Raw genomic sequence first — 14992 nt, forward strand, 5'->3', positions numbered from 1 at the left:
GGCATAGAGTTAGATCAAATTATTCCTATTCGGAGCAAATTATGACCGCGCCTGGATTATCCATCGCCTTATCAATACCCGCCGCTGAGCAGGTAAATGATAACGCAAAGGTCGCTGCCGAGAAGGATGCTGCCTTGCGAAAGTCCGCAGCCGAATTTGAGTCAGTCTTTATCGCCGAAATGCTATCTCATGCAGGTTTTGACAAGGCACTCTCTGAAAATTCCGGATTTGGCGGCGAAGCATTTTCGAGAATGCTCGTCGAGAGTTACGCAGAAGAATTAACCAAAAATGGTGGATTTGGTCTTTCGGATCAAATTTATAGCCAGTTGAAGGATCGCTCATCGTGAAAAATCAGGTTGATAAATTAAAAGCCATTCTTCTAGACTTATCCAAGGTGACCGAAACCGAACGTAGTGCTATTGCACGGCGCGCGTTTGATGAAATCGCAAAACTTACAAGTCAAAAAGAATCGCTACTCACGCAGTTCGATGAGATTGCAAGTTCGTTAACTTCGAAGGAGTTAACCGACCAATTAATTACTGAACTTGATTCAATCCGTATGCGCGCTGAAGAGAATGCAAAAATTCTAAAATCGACAGCAACTGGGGCAAAAGAAGCCCGCCAGCGCTTGAAAAAAATTCGCGAAGCAGACCTTAATACCGGCGCTTACGGCGCAAATGGTACTGCGTTACGCAATCCCAATGCATCAACTATTACCACAAAAGCCTAGCGTTAAGGGCTTATTAGCTGATGCACTCTATAGTTTTCAGCATACGATAAACCGTCGTTGCGGATATGCTTAAATGGCACACCGCGTGTCGAAACGGCACGAAAATCCCGTCTAAAACGGGACTCCCGGCAACTCCATGTGAGGTCGGACCGTTTACATTAACGATCCAACAGGAGTCTAAAAAATGAGCCTACTTACAAACACTAGCGCAATGACAGCGTTGCAGAACCTTCGTTCGATCAACAAAGATCTTTCAACGGTTCAAGAACAAATTTCTACAGGTAAAAGCGTGAACAACGCACGCGATAACGCTGCTCTATTCGCTATTTCAACGGTCATGAGTTCAGACGTGAAAGGCTTTGAAGCCATTTCACAATCACTGAATCTCGGCAGCTCTGCTGTTTCTGTTGCACGTGGTGCAGCCGAACAGGTCACTGAACTTCTCACTGACATGAAGGGTTTGATCGTTTCTGCACAAGAAGACGGTGTTGACCGTACCAAAATTCAGACAGACGTTGCTCAGCTCCGCAATCAGATCGACTCGATCGTTAATGCTGCTCAGTTCAACGGCCTGAATTTTCTAAAAGGTTCGGACTCAACTGACTTCTTGGCTTCGCTTGATCGCGATTCTTCAGGCAACGTTTCTCCAAGTTCAATTTCGATTACAGCACAGAGCCTTGAAACTGCTGCAGGCGTAGCAGTTGCGGGTCTTGCTTCAACAACTACTGGTGTAAATGGTGGTGGCGACTCTGCTGCACAGCTTGTTGCTAACACCAACACTTTTGCTCTGGATATTGAAGGTACTGCTACCTTCACTGCAGGCGACGTTTACGAAGTCAAAATTGACGGACGTAAATTCGCTTACGAAGTCCAGACTGGTGATGATGAGACTAATGTAGGTCAGGGACTTACAAATCTTATCAACGACGCTGGATTGACTGGTATCGCTGCTGTCTTCACACCTGGTGACGGCACAACTGATGCACAAGTTGATATCACCAACACATCTGGCGGCACCGTCGCTATTGAAGCAAATGCAACCGATGGTTCAGGTGGTGGCCTCGGCAACCTCGCTGGTCTTGACGTTTCGACGGATGCGGGTGCAGCAGCTGCCCTCGTCTCTATCGAAGGTTTGATCCAGACTGCAGTTGACGCGTCTGCTGAATTCGGTTCTGCGCAAAAGCGTATCGAAATTCAGGACACGTTTATTTCTGACCTTACGGACGCTCTGAAAACAGGTATTGGCGCATTGGTTGACGCTGACTTGGAAGAAGCCTCTGCTCGCTTGCAGTCACTGCAAGTTCAGCAGCAGCTTGGTATCCAAGCTCTGTCGATTGCAAACCAGTCACCAAATTCGGTTCTCAGCCTATTCCGTTAATCGACACTATTCCGCGAAGGCCTTTTGGCCTTCGCGGTCTCTCTAATAACAAAAATATAAATGTGGGACTTTTGGGGTATAAAATATGACGGTTTCGGCACTAGCGCGTAACGCCTATGACCAATCTACACGGAGTACGGCAAATCCGCGCGCCGTAGAGCGTCAATTGTTGGCTCGCTTAACCAGCGCAATTATCGTGACTGAGAAAAAGCGCGACGAAGACCTCTCCTCTTTTATACAAGCGCTCAGTAAAAACCTCGAGTTTTGGACGGTTGTCGCGACCGATGTTGTTGGCGAAGGGAATAAACTCCCTTCTGAACTCCGCGCGCAACTTTTTTACTTGTTCGAATTCACCCGCAAACACACAAACAAAATTCTCAATCAAGACCATCAACTAAGTGCCGAACCACTCATTGAAATCAATCAGAACATTCTACGGGGTCTTCAAGGACAGCCGGAACCGGCATAGGCCCGACACAAGATGGAATATAGAAAATGACTGGGCTTGTAATAAAGCTAAAACCAAATGAAAAAGTGCTCATAAACGGCGTGGTACTCCAAAATGGAGATCGCGCCGCAAGCATAAGAGTGCGGACTGATGATGTCGCCATACTACGTGCACGTGACGCAATAACAAAAGAGGATGCAGTAACGCCCCTCACCCGAATTTATTATATTGCCCAACTGGCCATGGCCGGCGAGGCTGATCCCCGAAAAGCGAATAGAGAAATTTGTGAAGGGATCGAAGCCTTAAAAACAATTTTCTCCGGTGAAGTCGCTCTCGACCTTATCCGCGCCGAGGAAGCTTCAAAAGCGCACAAGTTTTTTGTGGTCATGCGTGCTGTTAAAAAACATTTTGAACTCGAACAGACACTTTTGAACCGCGCATCGCCAACGGCCGCGCTAGCATCATGACATTTGCGCCAGCTATTCCCATAACCGGTTATCTGGGTTGGCGCGTTTTTGAAAATAGCGCCGATAGGCAATTTGAAGTCTTCAAAAGTTCTCCGGAAATCACCAGAAACCTAGAATACTTCACTGACAATATCAAAGAAGCACTTACCGCAGAAGACCTTGTAAAGGATCGAAAACTGCTAACCGTCGCTTTGGGCGCATACGGTCTTTCTGAAGAAATCGATAATCGCGCCTTTGTTCGTAAAGTTCTTGAAGATGGAACCGACGACCCATATTCATTTGCCAATCGCTTAAATGACTCGCGATGGAAAGCCTTCGCTAAAGACTTTGGCTATGGCAATGTGGCGGGTACCCGAGTTTTAATCTCGTCCTTCCGAGAACAGGTCGCGACAGATTATATGGAGCGCGCGTTCGAGGAGAGCGTCGGTAATGTGAATACCGATATGCGCCTTGCAATGAATTTTCGTAGAGAGATTGCGACCATTGCCGAAAATCCGAATGTGGATCGCACCGGGTGGTTCTCAATTATGGGACAACCCCCATTGCGTAGCGTCCTAGAGGGTGCTCTTGGTCTACCCTCATCAATAGGAACTGCTGATATTGATCAGCAAAAGGATCTATTTGAGCGCAAAGCTGATCAGTTTTTTGGCGGGAAATCACCGGCCGTATTTAAAGACCCCGCAGTTGTCGAGAATGCACTACGCCGATTTTTTCTCAACACAGAAATCGAAAATGGCCCGACGGCTTCCACGCCCGGTTCCGCAGCACTAACAATGCTCTCTGGACAAAGCTTCAGCGATCAGTCCCAGAATTTGTTTCTTTCGTTACTTAGCTAATTGCACTCGCGCCGAGTGATGCAGAAGACTTTTTCGCTGCACCGTGTACAATATTCGTGAGACGTTGGAAGCTCGCCTGAACCCCACCCTGCGGCTGTTCAGAAATAAACCCGTCAAGTTTTGGCCATATCTCTAGCGCGCGGTCTATTTGTGGATCCGCGCCATGCGCGTACAGCCCGGCACGCACAATCGTTTCTGAATCTTCATACGCGCGCAGAATTGCGCGTGCTTCGCGCAGCAACAGGTTTTCTTCCTCGCTCGCAGCACCGGGAAGCGAACGTGAAACGCTTCGAGAAACATCAATCGCAGGGAAACGACCTCGCTCTGCAATTTTACGCTCAAGAACAATATGACCATCCAAAATCCCGCGGATCATATCGGCAACAGGTTCGTTATGGTCTGATCCTGCGACGAGTACTGAGAATACCGATGTGATATCTCCTTGGCCGTCCTCGCCTGGCCCTGATCGTTCGACCAATGACGCAATCGTGCGGAATGTCGATGGTGGAAACGCGTGTAAAGACGGTGCTTCCCCTGCAGAAAGGGCAATTTCCCTATGGGACTCCGCAAATCGTGTTAGCGAGTCAAACAAAAAGAGCACTTGCTTATTCTGATTACGAAAATATTCGGCTGTTGCCATTGCCAGATGAGCACCACGTTTTTTCGCAAGCGGAGATTCATCGGCTGTCGAAGCAATGACGATCGTTTTTTTCATTCCCTCCGGGCCAAGCGTCTCTTCAATGAACGAACGCACCTCACGGCCCCGCTCACCAATCATCGCAACGACCGCAACATCACATTCAACACCGCGCGCAATATCACCAAGCAATGTAGATTTTCCGACACCTGAGCCAGCGAACAATCCCACGCGCTGACCACGACAAATCGGTAACAAAGTATCAAGCACAGAAAGTCCCGTAGACATGCGGCTTCCTAGCATTTTCCGTTTGGCCGCATTTGGTGCCGCGTGTTCAAGCGGCATCGCAACACTGCCTTGACGCAACGGACCATCATCAAGTGGTAATCCAAACGGATCAATAATGCGCCCAATCCAATCTTCACAGGGGAATGCTTCTCCACTGATCCTATCAAGGCTCGCGACATTACCCACCGCAGCACCCGTTAAAGAGCCATAAGCAAAGCCGGTAATGATCTCACCGTCCATCGCAACGACTTTAGCGCGAACATCGCGGCCACTCTCTGTTGCTACTGAAACAGTATCGCCCAACGCTGCATGTCCTGCGAGACCTTCGATTTTTAAAGACAACCCATCTGTCGCGACGACAACACCGTAACGGTTGAGGCCGGCAGTTTTTAAGAGTTTGTCAACTTTTGGAGGCGCTAGAGAAGTCATATTGCGATCAATCGTGGTTAACAGTTCATTCAGCATATAGATGCAAATATCCCTTACCGCTGGTTAAAGCGAGGTATACATGTTTAATGATTTGAAAATTTTGCACACTGCTTCAATGCTCGCGCGCCATTCCGTTGAACGGCATGCGCAAATTGCTGACAATATCGCGAATGCTGACACGCCTGGGTTCAAAGCCAAGGATCTTGAGGCATTTTCCGAAGCATTTGCCCGAAGCGAGCGGAACGCAATGATGGGTACGGATCATCAGGGTTTCAAAGCAAGTAAAGTCAACACCCCCGGTGTCGCCTCACCCAATGGCAACACAGTTTCGCTCGAAGATCAGATGACCCGATCTACGGCCGCCTCTCGCGACCATGACACCGCCCTTACGATCTATTCAAAGACCTTATCCATGCTTCGCTCAAGTCTTGGCAGACGCTAAGGAGTTTACTCATGAACCCATTTGACAAAATTTCATCCCTCGCCACCTCAGGAATGCGTGCGCAAGCACAGCGTCTAGAAGTTGTCAGCGAGAACATCGCCAACAAAGACACTCATGGCTATCAACGAAAAATGGTAGCGTTTGAAAATGTGTTTGACCGCAACGAAGGCGTAAATCGCGTCGAAGTGGGCGATGCATTTCTTGACCAAACACCCGGCGAAGAAATTTTCGACCCAAGTAATCCGTTTGCTAATGAAAACGGTTATGTCGTCATGTCGAACGTCAACATGATGACCGAATTCGCCGACGCGCGAGAGGCCACCCGCTCATATGATGCGGGGCTAGAGGTCTTTCGTCAGGCGCGCGACATGTACAGCTCGTTATTAGAAATTTTGAAATCATAAGGGGACGCCATCATGAAAATGCCCGCATATCAGGCCGCCCAAAGCTATAACTTAGCCAAAACTGCTCTCAAATCAGAAGGGTCACAACCGAAACCTCAAGAAGCACTGGGCACAGGTCAATCAACGGAGGCCAATAGCGCCTTTAAAGCTGTTCATGATCTCGCGAGCACGATCACAAAGGGCGAGCAAGCATCGATGGCCTACATGACTGGTTCTGCTGACCCGCATTCCGTGGTCGAAGCATTAGCCGCCGCTGAACTTGCCGTTGAAACGGCCGTTACGGTTCGCGACAAGGTGGTCGAAGCCTATCAAGAGCTAATTCGGATGCCAGTTTAGACCTTAGTTAGGACAAGTTCGATGACAGAAGTCGAAATCGCCGATATTTTTCGTCAATTCATGTGGACCGCCGTATGGATGGGTGCTCCCATTATTGGGACGGCACTCGTTGTCGGTATAGTTGTCGGTCTTTTTCAAGCCTTGACCTCTATTCAGGAACTAACGCTAACATTCGCGCCAAAACTTTTGATGATGCTGCTCGTATTCTGGCTTACTGCCGGACATATGGCGCGTCTACTCGCAAATATTTTTGATAGCGTCGTGATTGCCACAATTGCTGGCGTCTAGCCATCTATCAACTCGCATAAAACAAGGTCAATCATGGATCGCGCGTTAAACCTCAGTATCCCCGGCCAAACAACAGTACTGCTTGCTTTTGGGCTAATGGGAATTATCGTCATGATGGTACTCCCCGTACCTTCTATCATGCTCGATATTGGCCTTACGCTTTCCTTTGCACTCGCAATTTTAATCTTTACAATGACGCTTTTTATTGAGCGTCCGCTTGATTTTTCTGCATTCCCCACTGTTTTGCTAGGATCCTTGATGTTGCGTTTGTCCCTAAACGTATCATCAACCAAACTTATAATTGGCGAAGGTCACACGGGTCCTGATGCTGCCGGTTCGGTCATTCATGGCTTTGCGATGTTTGTCATGGGCGGGAACATTTTTTTAGGGCTTGTAGTGTTTGGCGTTCTTTTGATCGTCAACTTTATGGTCATCACCAAAGGTGCAGGCCGTATGGCAGAAGTCGGTGCCCGTTTCGCATTGGACGGGATGCCCGGCAAGCAGCTTGCGATCGATTCTGACGTTGCGGCAGGTGCAATTTCACACGAAGAGGCCAAAAACCGTCGTCGTCTCGAACAAGACGAAACCACATTCTTTGGTTCGCTCGACGGCGCATCAAAATTTGTCAAAGGTGACGCGATTGCCGGTCTATTAATCACAATGCTTAATCTTGTGGTCGGTCTTGGAATGGGCATCGGCGTCCACAGCATGTCCGTTGGTGATGCCGTTGCATCTTATTCTATCTTAACCGTTGGCGACGGTCTTGTGAGCCAAATTCCGGCGGTTATTATCTCAATTGCTTCTGCGCTTCTCCTTTCAAAAGGCGGCATTGCGGGCTCTGCGGACAAAGCAATGTTTGATCAGCTCGGTGCAAACCCGATGGCGCTTGGTACTGTTGCAGTCATCATGACATTTTTCGCTTTGATGCCGGGCCTACCGTTCCTCCCATTCTCATTAGGCGCAATGGTTTTCGCCGCTGCCGCCTATTTCATGTATCAAAAACAGGAAGAAGAAGCGAAGGCTGCTAAACAAGTGCCCGCATCTAAACCCGTCGATACAAAAAAACCTCTAGGCGACATTCTAGACGTTGACGAAATTCACGTTGAATTCTCAGGCGATCTCACTCCGCTCGCTCTCGATAGTGTAAACGGCCTTGAGCCCCGCATCGTGAAAATACGCCATTACATCGCTGCAGAGTTCGGATTCATTATTCCGCCTATTCGGCTTACGGACAATCTCGACCTTTCCTCAAATGAATACGTCATCAAGGTTCAGGGCGTTTCGGCAGCCAAAGGCATACTCTATCAAGACCGCGTATTGGTAATCGTTGATGATCTCGACCAATTACCAATCCCCGGCCAGGATTGCGAAGAACCGGTCTATGGTGCCCCCGCTCGTTGGGTTGACCGTAAAGCGCGCGACGACGCGATGGCATTGGGCCACGCAGTCGTGGAGCCTGCTGAAGTCGTCTCTACGCATCTTCTTGAAACGATCAAACAGAATTTTGGCCGCCTGATTACGCGCCGATCAGTACAACGAATTTTTGATGAGTTTGTCAAAAACTCAGATAGTGACCGAGCTGCATCTAATCGCCGTCTGCTGGATGATTTCGTACCGGACAAAGCTCCGATTGAATTTGTGCAATCGGTCTTTCGGTTGCTACTTGATGAGCGCGTTCCTATTCGAAACCTGCCTGTCATGCTTGAAACCATTGCCGAAGGCCGAACGATGTTTAACTCCGCCGAAGAGGTTAGCGAGTTTGTTCGCCAACGTGTTTCGCGACAGTTCGTCAATGCGCTTCAAAACGAAGATGGTTCACTTCCACTCATTCAAGTCGGCCTTGATTGGGAAAACACATTTTCCCAGCACGAAACCCAAGGCCAAGGTGCACAGACCGATGTTGCGCTGCCCCCCGACGAATTCAATCGCCTTGCTCAATCGGTTGTTGAACAGATCAACAATGCTTCTGCGCGAAATCTATATCCCGCTGTCGTGACTTCGGCAAAGCGTCGCCGGTTTATTCGCGCTGTTCTGCACGCAAAGAAAATCCGCAATCCTGTCCTTTCATACGAAGAGATCGACTCCGGCCTTAAACCGCTCCTCATCGGGACGGCCTAGACAATGGATTTTCTGGCTGCACTCACACCCTTTATCGAGGCGGGTGCGCCTGTGATTTTTCTCATAGGTGGCATCTTCACGCGTGTCTCAGCGGTGGCCTTTTTGATGCCGGGCCTTGGTGAAAAAGCAGTACCTGTGCAAGTTCGTCTAGCGGCTGCGATTGCGATCACGATGGTCATCTCACCGATCATTCTTACCCCCGACATGCGCCCACCAGAAACCACCGCAGCAGTTGTCGCGCTCTATAGCGCAGAGGCAATGTCTGGGCTTCTCATTGGGTTCGGCTTGCGTTTAATGATTTTCATTTTGCAAATTGCTGGCGCAATTACTGCACAGCACCTTTCGCTTTCCCAACTGTTTGGCCCGACTGTAGGCTTCGATTCAGAGTCTCCATTTGCCGCCATCCTCGTCATGGCCGGTGTCGCGCTTGCAGCCAGTACAGGGGTGCATCTCTATCTAGTGAGCGCCCTCGTGGATATATACCAAACACTGCCCTTTGGGCTCTTTCCCGGTGCTGAAGAAGCTGGAGAATGGTCATCTCGACGGGTTGGCGAAGCACTAATGAAGTCACTCGCGCTTTCGTCACCTTTTGTCATTCTTGGCTTTCTCTATTCTCTCGCCCTCGCAGCCGCCAGCCGCGCGATGCCGCAATTAATGGCCGCGTTTGTTGGTGCACCCGCGATTACATTGGCAGGTCTCGCGCTATTTGCTGCGACCGCGCCGATCCTGCTCTTTGATTGGCTCGAAGGGTTCCAACGCGTTTTATTTGATGTATTCGCAGGTGCCATGTGAGTGATAAACCATCAGATGACGGTGCCGAGAAGTCGCATGAACCCACCCCGTCGCGAATTGAGAAAGCGCGGCGGGATGGTGATGTCCCTCAGTCCAAAGAAGCAAATGCGGCCGCGTCCTATATCGGCTTTTATCTTGCGCTCGTTGCCGCGAGTGGCGGCGCTGTAGCCGCACTTACTTTCGCGCTCGCTCGCTTGTTAGAAAAGCCTGATGAGTTTGCAAAGCAAGCATTTGGTCCGGACGGCACAATCTTTATTGCAGACATCTCGAAAATTTCCTTGCAGGCAATAGCACCTTTCTTGGTACTTCCTGCCATGGGCGTTCTTGCAGCACTTTTTGCACAACGCGCATTCGTATTCGCGCCGTCAAAAATTAAGCCGAAAATTTCCCGGCTTTCGGTTATCGCGAACGCGAAAAAGAAATTTGGCCCCGATGGCATTAGCGAGTTTGCAAAAAGTGCCACCAAGCTGATCGTCATTTTTATTATTTTCGGTGTGATCTTCGCCGCTCGTTTTGGGCACCTCCCCGCCGAAGCGCGCCTACCTGCACAAATACTGCCAGAAGCCATCCTTAAAGAGGGCATTATTTTTGCCGGCGCGATTGTCATATTCTCCGCAGCCATTGCATTTATCGACTTGCCCTGGAGCCATCACCAACACAACAAACGCCTCAAGATGACACTTGAGGAATTGAAAAAGGAGATGAAAGAGCAAGAAGGCGATCCAACGATGAAGCAAAGTCGCCGTCAACGTGGACAGGATATTGCGCGCAATCGGATGATGCAGGATGTGCCAACAGCAGACGTTATCATCGTCAACCCAACCCACTACGCCGTAGCGCTAAAATGGGATCGCAAACGCGGCATGGCACCGACCTGTGTTGCTAAAGGTACGGATGAAATCGCAGCCAAAATCCGCGAAGTCGCCGCACTTTCTGGTGTTCCGATCCGCTCTGACCCGCCAACAGCGCGAGCCATCCATGCGACTGTTGATATTGGCGAAGAAGTCAAACGCGAACATTTCGCGGCAGTCGCAGCAGCCATCCACTTTGCTGACGCAATGCGTTCAAAGGCCAAAAATCATGTCCGACCGACAGACTGATCCGTTGATTGAACTTAAAAAAATTGCTGCGCTCAAATTTGACCGCGAACGCCACCGGCTGGCCGCCATAAAAGACGAGCTGTCGCAACTCGAAAATGAACGCCAGCAATTAGACAAAAAAATGAATGCGCTATCTAGCGACAAGGAATCAAACCCCGCATCCTTAATCAACGCGTTCGCCTATCTCCATGCTTTAACTGACAAGGCGGGACAGATCGACCGTGAGCGCGAAGAAGCGCATCAACGTACCTTGCAACAACGCCAAAAAATAAAAGAAGCGCTCGCTTCAAAAATCCGCGTTGACGATATGGGCGAAGACTAACAACGCATTTTTTAGGCGTTCAAATAGCTCTTAAGCTTTTCAAGATCGTTGAAACTGGTGCGAATATCTTTTCGACTCGTGGCAAGGCGCATGTCGCGTAACACTTCCAGCGAACGCAATAGGACTTCGAGTGGTGGACCGCTTGCAGTCACCTGACTTAATTTCTCTTTCGATAATGCCTTTGACGGTTTCTCAATAAATCTGGTCACTAACCGATCATGATGCTGTGCTGCCGTCGCACCATGAAGTCGGCATACCTCAATGAATGCAGTGGCATTTTTAATAAACCAAGGCTCTTTGGCGCTAGAGGGGGCGACATCAAGAAATTGCGAGAGCAATGAACGCCGCCGCATACAATCACGCAAGCTCGCTTGATCAGTCGGCGGCATGAACAACATCTTGTCCACTAATAATTGCGAATAATATGGATCATTCGCCTGACACAATCCGAGCAACAAATCGATTTCATTGATTCCGGAAAAATCTCCCGCATTCGCTCCGCGATATTCGTGCCGACCGACCCGATAGGGTTTGTAATAGGGACGGACAGAATAAAAGAAACGATCCGTATCCAACTCATCAAATAGACAATCACTATATTTGATGACGTCCTTAAGCGCATTTGCGGCATCACCAAGTAATGTCTCGGTTACGGGATTTGAAACACCCATGGGCAGAATACGCGTCAAGGCGTCCGACGCCCGCATAAAGGCGAAAATCCCTCGTGTGTTATAATCGAGGAAAAGATATTCATCCTTGAGCGACGTAAAACTCTTTTGGCGGCCGTCTAATGCGGCGTTACGCGTCGCCAAATGCGCCGTCGAGAACCGCGGCACCATCCCGACCGAGGCCGCAATCTGCATCCCGAGCGCCGACGCTTCGGGGAATGGCGATTTCATTTCGTTAGCAGGGTTCGTCAATTCATGCCTGCGTAACGACGCCATATAGAGACCGAGCCCGCCAAGCAGATCAAATGCATGATCAAATCCCTCATCGGTATTTCCTTCGGCCAAAAGTTTGACCACATATTCATGCCCTTCATCGCGGATTTGGTGTTTTATCGTGTCACCAAGGCCATCAACGTTTTCGCGTTCGTCTTGGGCAAAGTACTGATTTTCAAGTTCCGTATTCATTTCGACAAAGGCGGATCTCAGCCAGCCATCGAAATCTTCGACATTTTTGCTCATGAAATTGTATTCCGCTTTTTCGGCCAAGCCGATTTGAGGTTTTGCGCAGCTTAAACATATTCGCGCAGCCCTTGCATGGCCTCACATTTATGCTGCATTGCAGTATATCGGCTCAGAGTCAGAGATTTTTCTTGTATTTCAGCAGGTAATGCGCATATACCCTCGTGACGGGCTGCGTGTATGTGGAGAAATCCTGATCGGCCCTAAATCCAGAAATGTTGAGCGCCCTGGCACGCGGGTTCTCCGGAACCCCAGCGTTTCCCGCGCAGCCTAAGGCTGTGTGGCACGCAGAAAGATAGTTTTGACCCAATTTTCCGATTTCGGTCTCGCACGACCGATAATGCAGGCGCTCGCCGACGAAAAACATACCACACCGACACCTATTCAGAACGGGGCGATTCCCGTGGTGATGAATGGTCGTGACCTGTTGGGCATTGCCCAAACCGGCACCGGTAAGACTGCTGCATTCGCCCTTCCCATCCTCCACAAGCTGGCGGAAACATCTTACGAGCGTCGCCCCGGCGATTGCCGCGTGCTTGTTCTTACACCGACGCGCGAACTGTCCGCACAAGTTTTGGAACGCTTCAAGGCCTATGGACGTCGGCTCAATTTGCGTATGGGCCTCGTCATCGGCGGCGCGCCAATGGGCAAGCAAAAGGCCATGACCCGCAAAGGTCTTGATGTTCTGGTAGCTACCCCGGGCCGTTTGGTTGATCTCATAAACCAAAAAGCGGTCGATCTGAGCCGCGTCGAAGCTTTTGTCCTTGATGAAGTCGATCAGATGCTTGACCTTGGTTTCATTCACGCAATCCGCACGATCTCACAGAAATTGCCTGCGAAACGCCAGAATATCTTTTTCTCGGCCACAATGCCGCCAGAGATCGCAAAATTCGCAAACAAGCTTTTGACGAATCCTACACGCGTCGAGATCGAAGCAGAGGCACGTCCACGCATCGATCAAAGCGTCCGTTTCATTGATAAAGGCGCAAAGGCCGCGGCTTTATTAGAAATTGTCAAAACTGACGAATTTACCCGCGGTCTTGTATTCACACGCACCAAGCATGGTGCTGACAAGGTCGTACGTATGCTCGAAGCGGCTGGCGCACGCGCCTACGCGATCCACGGAAATCGTTCTCAGGCACAACGCGAACGGGCCCTCGCCGCATTTCGCACAGGCAAAGCCCGTATTCTTGTCGCTACCGATATTGCGGCTCGGGGCATTGACGTCCGCGAAGTCAGCCATGTGGTGAATTATGATTTGCCAAATGTTCCAGAGACTTACGTCCACCGAATTGGGCGGACAGCCCGCGCTGGCGCTGCTGGTGTTGCGGTTTCGTTCTGTTCAAATGACGAACGGCCTTTCCTGCGGTCAATTGAAAAGCTGACACGCGAGAAAATCACCGTTACTCATGGCGAGGACATTGCCTATAAAGCTCCAAAACGTGCCGCTAATGACCAGCGTCGCAAAAAACCGCGCCGCAACCATGGCGCACCGAAAAAACCGTTTAAGAATGAAAAGCGCACTTCAGCTGAAGGCTCGAATGTTGTCGCTAACGACGAGAAGAGGAAAGAAAATGGCGAAAGAGGAACTACTCGAGTTCGACGGAGACGTAACAGAGGCCCTGCCGGACGGAAACTTTCGAGTCACGCTGGATAACGGCCACCAAATTTTGGCTTATGCCGGCGGAAAGATGCGAAAATTCCGTATTAAGACCATTGCTGGGGACCGCGTTACGGTTGAAATGTCAGCATACGATCTAACCAAAGGTCGTATCACGTTTCGTCACAAGCCAGAAGGCGCACAAGGTCCTGCATCTAACAAACAACGCAGTGCCGCGATTGCTCGGAAGCGTCGCTAATATTGACACTGATCACTTTTGAATCGAGTAAAAAAAGGGCGCAACTTTGTTGTGCCCCTTTTTTCTGCCCCGGCTTGCGGATGAAGAGATCCACTCTAAACTTTCCTGTATGCAAAACGACAAGACAGATAAGTGCAATAATATCACAACACGAATGCTACAGTGATCCAAAAAAGTCATATACAACTAGGTATTTAACAGAAATTCCTTGAATAGACGCGAACAAATAGGCAGATATATACTGCCAATGATTTCGAGCCGTCTTTTAGGGCCTTTCTACTCGCTTACGAAGTCTCTCCAAACCATCGGCTTACGAAAAAGAGTTGGGCGCCGCCCGCTCAGAATCGCCATGTTTGAAGAGGATTAAAAATGGCTACTGGAACAGTCAAATGGTACAATTCCCAAAAGGGTTACGGCTTTATCGCACCTGACGCAGGTGGAAAAGATGTATTTGTACACGCAACAGCACTCGAAGCGGCTGGCATCCGCAGCTTGGCTGACGGCCAAGCGGTGACTTTTGAAGTCACCGAAGAGCGCGGAAAATCATCAGCGACAGCGCTGAAAATCGCGTAACACCATCATCCGTGCCGAACGGCATTTTGATAGCGCGGGGGGCCTAGCTTCCCGCGTTTCACTTTGGGCCCAGTCATTGCTAGCTTCCCCACAGCGCCGATTAACCCAAAGAATCAATTGATGATCCCGTCCCAGAAACACCGCATAAGGAATTTCACATGACTGACAATCATCAGATAAAATCGATCAAATCTAGCACTGCCTCTCCTGCGAACCGCCGCGCCGCACGCGAACGCGCCGAAGCGGCTGGCCTCGCCCGAATTGAAACAGAAGCGCAGCAACGTAGGTTGCAATCAGAAAAATTACGCCGTTTACGGCTGGCAAAGTCAAACAAGGGTTAAGTTAGCGAACCTCGCTA

Annotated in this window: 20 protein-coding genes; 18 read left to right on the forward strand and 2 right to left on the reverse strand. The window is 49.8% G+C overall.

Annotation, left to right across the window (positions count from 1 at the left end; all coding sequences use genetic code 11):
* The first annotated feature begins 41 nt into the window (after nt 1-41).
* The 6 genes from ABFZ84_RS14245 (at nt 42) to ABFZ84_RS14270 (ending at nt 3859) form a co-directional block, all read left to right on the forward strand.
* On the forward strand, nt 42-347 hold the full coding sequence (locus tag ABFZ84_RS14245; protein ID WP_369314745.1) for a rod-binding protein: 306 nt from the start codon (nt 42-44) through the stop codon (nt 345-347).
* Complete coding sequence (locus ABFZ84_RS14250; protein WP_369314746.1) at nt 344-730, forward strand: hypothetical protein; 387 nt, start codon at nt 344-346, stop codon at nt 728-730. Before ABFZ84_RS14245 ends, ABFZ84_RS14250 begins: the two co-directional genes overlap by 4 nt.
* Before the next feature lie 184 nt (nt 731-914).
* The gene (locus tag ABFZ84_RS14255; protein WP_369314747.1) at nt 915-2108 is read left to right on the forward strand and encodes a flagellin N-terminal helical domain-containing protein; all 1194 of its coding nucleotides are present in this window, start codon (nt 915-917) and stop codon (nt 2106-2108) included.
* Between the two features lie 85 nt (nt 2109-2193).
* Nucleotides 2194-2577, forward strand: a complete 384-nt coding sequence (flaF, locus tag ABFZ84_RS14260; protein WP_369314748.1) for a flagellar biosynthesis regulator FlaF — start codon at nt 2194-2196, stop codon at nt 2575-2577.
* A gap of 26 nt (nt 2578-2603) precedes the next feature.
* Nucleotides 2604-3023 (forward strand): flagellar biosynthesis repressor FlbT, encoded by a 420-nt coding sequence (locus tag ABFZ84_RS14265; RefSeq protein ID WP_369314749.1) that lies wholly within the window; start codon nt 2604-2606, stop codon nt 3021-3023.
* Nucleotides 3020-3859 carry a DUF1217 domain-containing protein gene (locus tag ABFZ84_RS14270; protein WP_369314750.1) on the forward strand — a complete coding sequence of 280 codons (840 nt, stop codon included), beginning with the start codon at nt 3020-3022 and terminating at the stop codon, nt 3857-3859. The genes ABFZ84_RS14265 and ABFZ84_RS14270 overlap by 4 nt, the downstream gene beginning before the upstream one ends.
* Here the strand turns inward: ABFZ84_RS14270 and ABFZ84_RS14275 are convergent.
* Complete coding sequence (locus ABFZ84_RS14275) at nt 3852-5249, reverse strand: FliI/YscN family ATPase (protein ID WP_369314751.1); 1398 nt, start codon at nt 5247-5249, stop codon at nt 3852-3854. The genes ABFZ84_RS14270 and ABFZ84_RS14275 overlap by 8 nt on opposite strands.
* Nucleotides 5250-5292: 43 nt before the next feature.
* Here ABFZ84_RS14275 and ABFZ84_RS14280 point away from each other — a divergent pair, with 43 nt between their 5' ends.
* From ABFZ84_RS14280 to ABFZ84_RS14315, 8 genes are read left to right on the forward strand one after another with little or no spacing between them, the layout of a single operon-like run.
* Nucleotides 5293-5655: a FlgB family protein gene (locus ABFZ84_RS14280; protein ID WP_369314752.1), complete on the forward strand. Its 363-nt coding sequence runs from the start codon at nt 5293-5295 to the stop codon at nt 5653-5655.
* Between the two features lie 11 nt (nt 5656-5666).
* The gene (gene flgC, locus ABFZ84_RS14285; RefSeq protein ID WP_369314753.1) at nt 5667-6059 is read left to right on the forward strand and encodes a flagellar basal body rod protein FlgC; all 393 of its coding nucleotides are present in this window, start codon (nt 5667-5669) and stop codon (nt 6057-6059) included.
* A gap of 12 nt (nt 6060-6071) precedes the next feature.
* Nucleotides 6072-6395 carry a flagellar hook-basal body complex protein FliE gene (fliE, locus tag ABFZ84_RS14290; RefSeq protein ID WP_369314754.1) on the forward strand — a complete coding sequence of 108 codons (324 nt, stop codon included), beginning with the start codon at nt 6072-6074 and terminating at the stop codon, nt 6393-6395.
* A 21-nt stretch (nt 6396-6416) separates the two neighbouring features.
* Entirely contained in the window at nt 6417-6683 is a 267-nt protein-coding gene (locus ABFZ84_RS14295; protein WP_369314755.1) for a flagellar biosynthetic protein FliQ, read from the forward strand.
* Between the two features lie 33 nt (nt 6684-6716).
* On the forward strand, nt 6717-8801 hold the full coding sequence (gene flhA, locus ABFZ84_RS14300; protein WP_369314756.1) for a flagellar biosynthesis protein FlhA: 2085 nt from the start codon (nt 6717-6719) through the stop codon (nt 8799-8801).
* 3 nt (nt 8802-8804) lie between these two features.
* Nucleotides 8805-9593: a flagellar biosynthetic protein FliR gene (locus tag ABFZ84_RS14305; RefSeq protein WP_369314757.1), complete on the forward strand. Its 789-nt coding sequence runs from the start codon at nt 8805-8807 to the stop codon at nt 9591-9593.
* Complete coding sequence (gene flhB / locus ABFZ84_RS14310) at nt 9590-10693, forward strand: flagellar type III secretion system protein FlhB (protein WP_369314758.1); 1104 nt, start codon at nt 9590-9592, stop codon at nt 10691-10693. The genes ABFZ84_RS14305 and flhB overlap by 4 nt, the downstream gene beginning before the upstream one ends.
* Complete coding sequence (locus tag ABFZ84_RS14315) at nt 10674-11015, forward strand: hypothetical protein (protein ID WP_369314759.1); 342 nt, start codon at nt 10674-10676, stop codon at nt 11013-11015. The genes flhB and ABFZ84_RS14315 overlap by 20 nt, the downstream gene beginning before the upstream one ends.
* A gap of 11 nt (nt 11016-11026) precedes the next feature.
* Here ABFZ84_RS14315 and ABFZ84_RS14320 read toward each other — a convergent pair whose 3' ends face one another.
* The gene (locus ABFZ84_RS14320) at nt 11027-12202 is read right to left on the reverse strand and encodes a PrnB family protein (protein WP_369314760.1); all 1176 of its coding nucleotides are present in this window, start codon (nt 12200-12202) and stop codon (nt 11027-11029) included.
* A 301-nt stretch (nt 12203-12503) separates the two neighbouring features.
* Between ABFZ84_RS14320 and ABFZ84_RS14325 the strand changes: the two genes are divergently transcribed.
* From ABFZ84_RS14325 to ABFZ84_RS14340, 4 genes are all read left to right on the forward strand, one after another.
* On the forward strand, nt 12504-13859 hold the full coding sequence (locus tag ABFZ84_RS14325) for a DEAD/DEAH box helicase (protein ID WP_369314761.1): 1356 nt from the start codon (nt 12504-12506) through the stop codon (nt 13857-13859).
* Nucleotides 13777-14061: a translation initiation factor IF-1 gene (gene infA / locus ABFZ84_RS14330; RefSeq protein ID WP_369314762.1), complete on the forward strand. Its 285-nt coding sequence runs from the start codon at nt 13777-13779 to the stop codon at nt 14059-14061. Before ABFZ84_RS14325 ends, infA begins: the two co-directional genes overlap by 83 nt.
* A gap of 369 nt (nt 14062-14430) precedes the next feature.
* On the forward strand, nt 14431-14634 hold the full coding sequence (locus tag ABFZ84_RS14335) for a cold-shock protein (RefSeq protein WP_369314763.1): 204 nt from the start codon (nt 14431-14433) through the stop codon (nt 14632-14634).
* Between the two features lie 158 nt (nt 14635-14792).
* Nucleotides 14793-14975, forward strand: coding sequence for a hypothetical protein (locus ABFZ84_RS14340; protein WP_369314764.1), 183 nt, complete (start codon nt 14793-14795; stop codon nt 14973-14975).
* Nucleotides 14976-14992: the final 17 nt, after the last annotated feature.

This window comes from Hyphococcus lacteus (assembly GCF_041058985.1).
In the GTDB taxonomy this organism is placed as follows: Bacteria; Pseudomonadota; Alphaproteobacteria; order Caulobacterales; family Parvularculaceae; genus Hyphococcus; species Hyphococcus lacteus.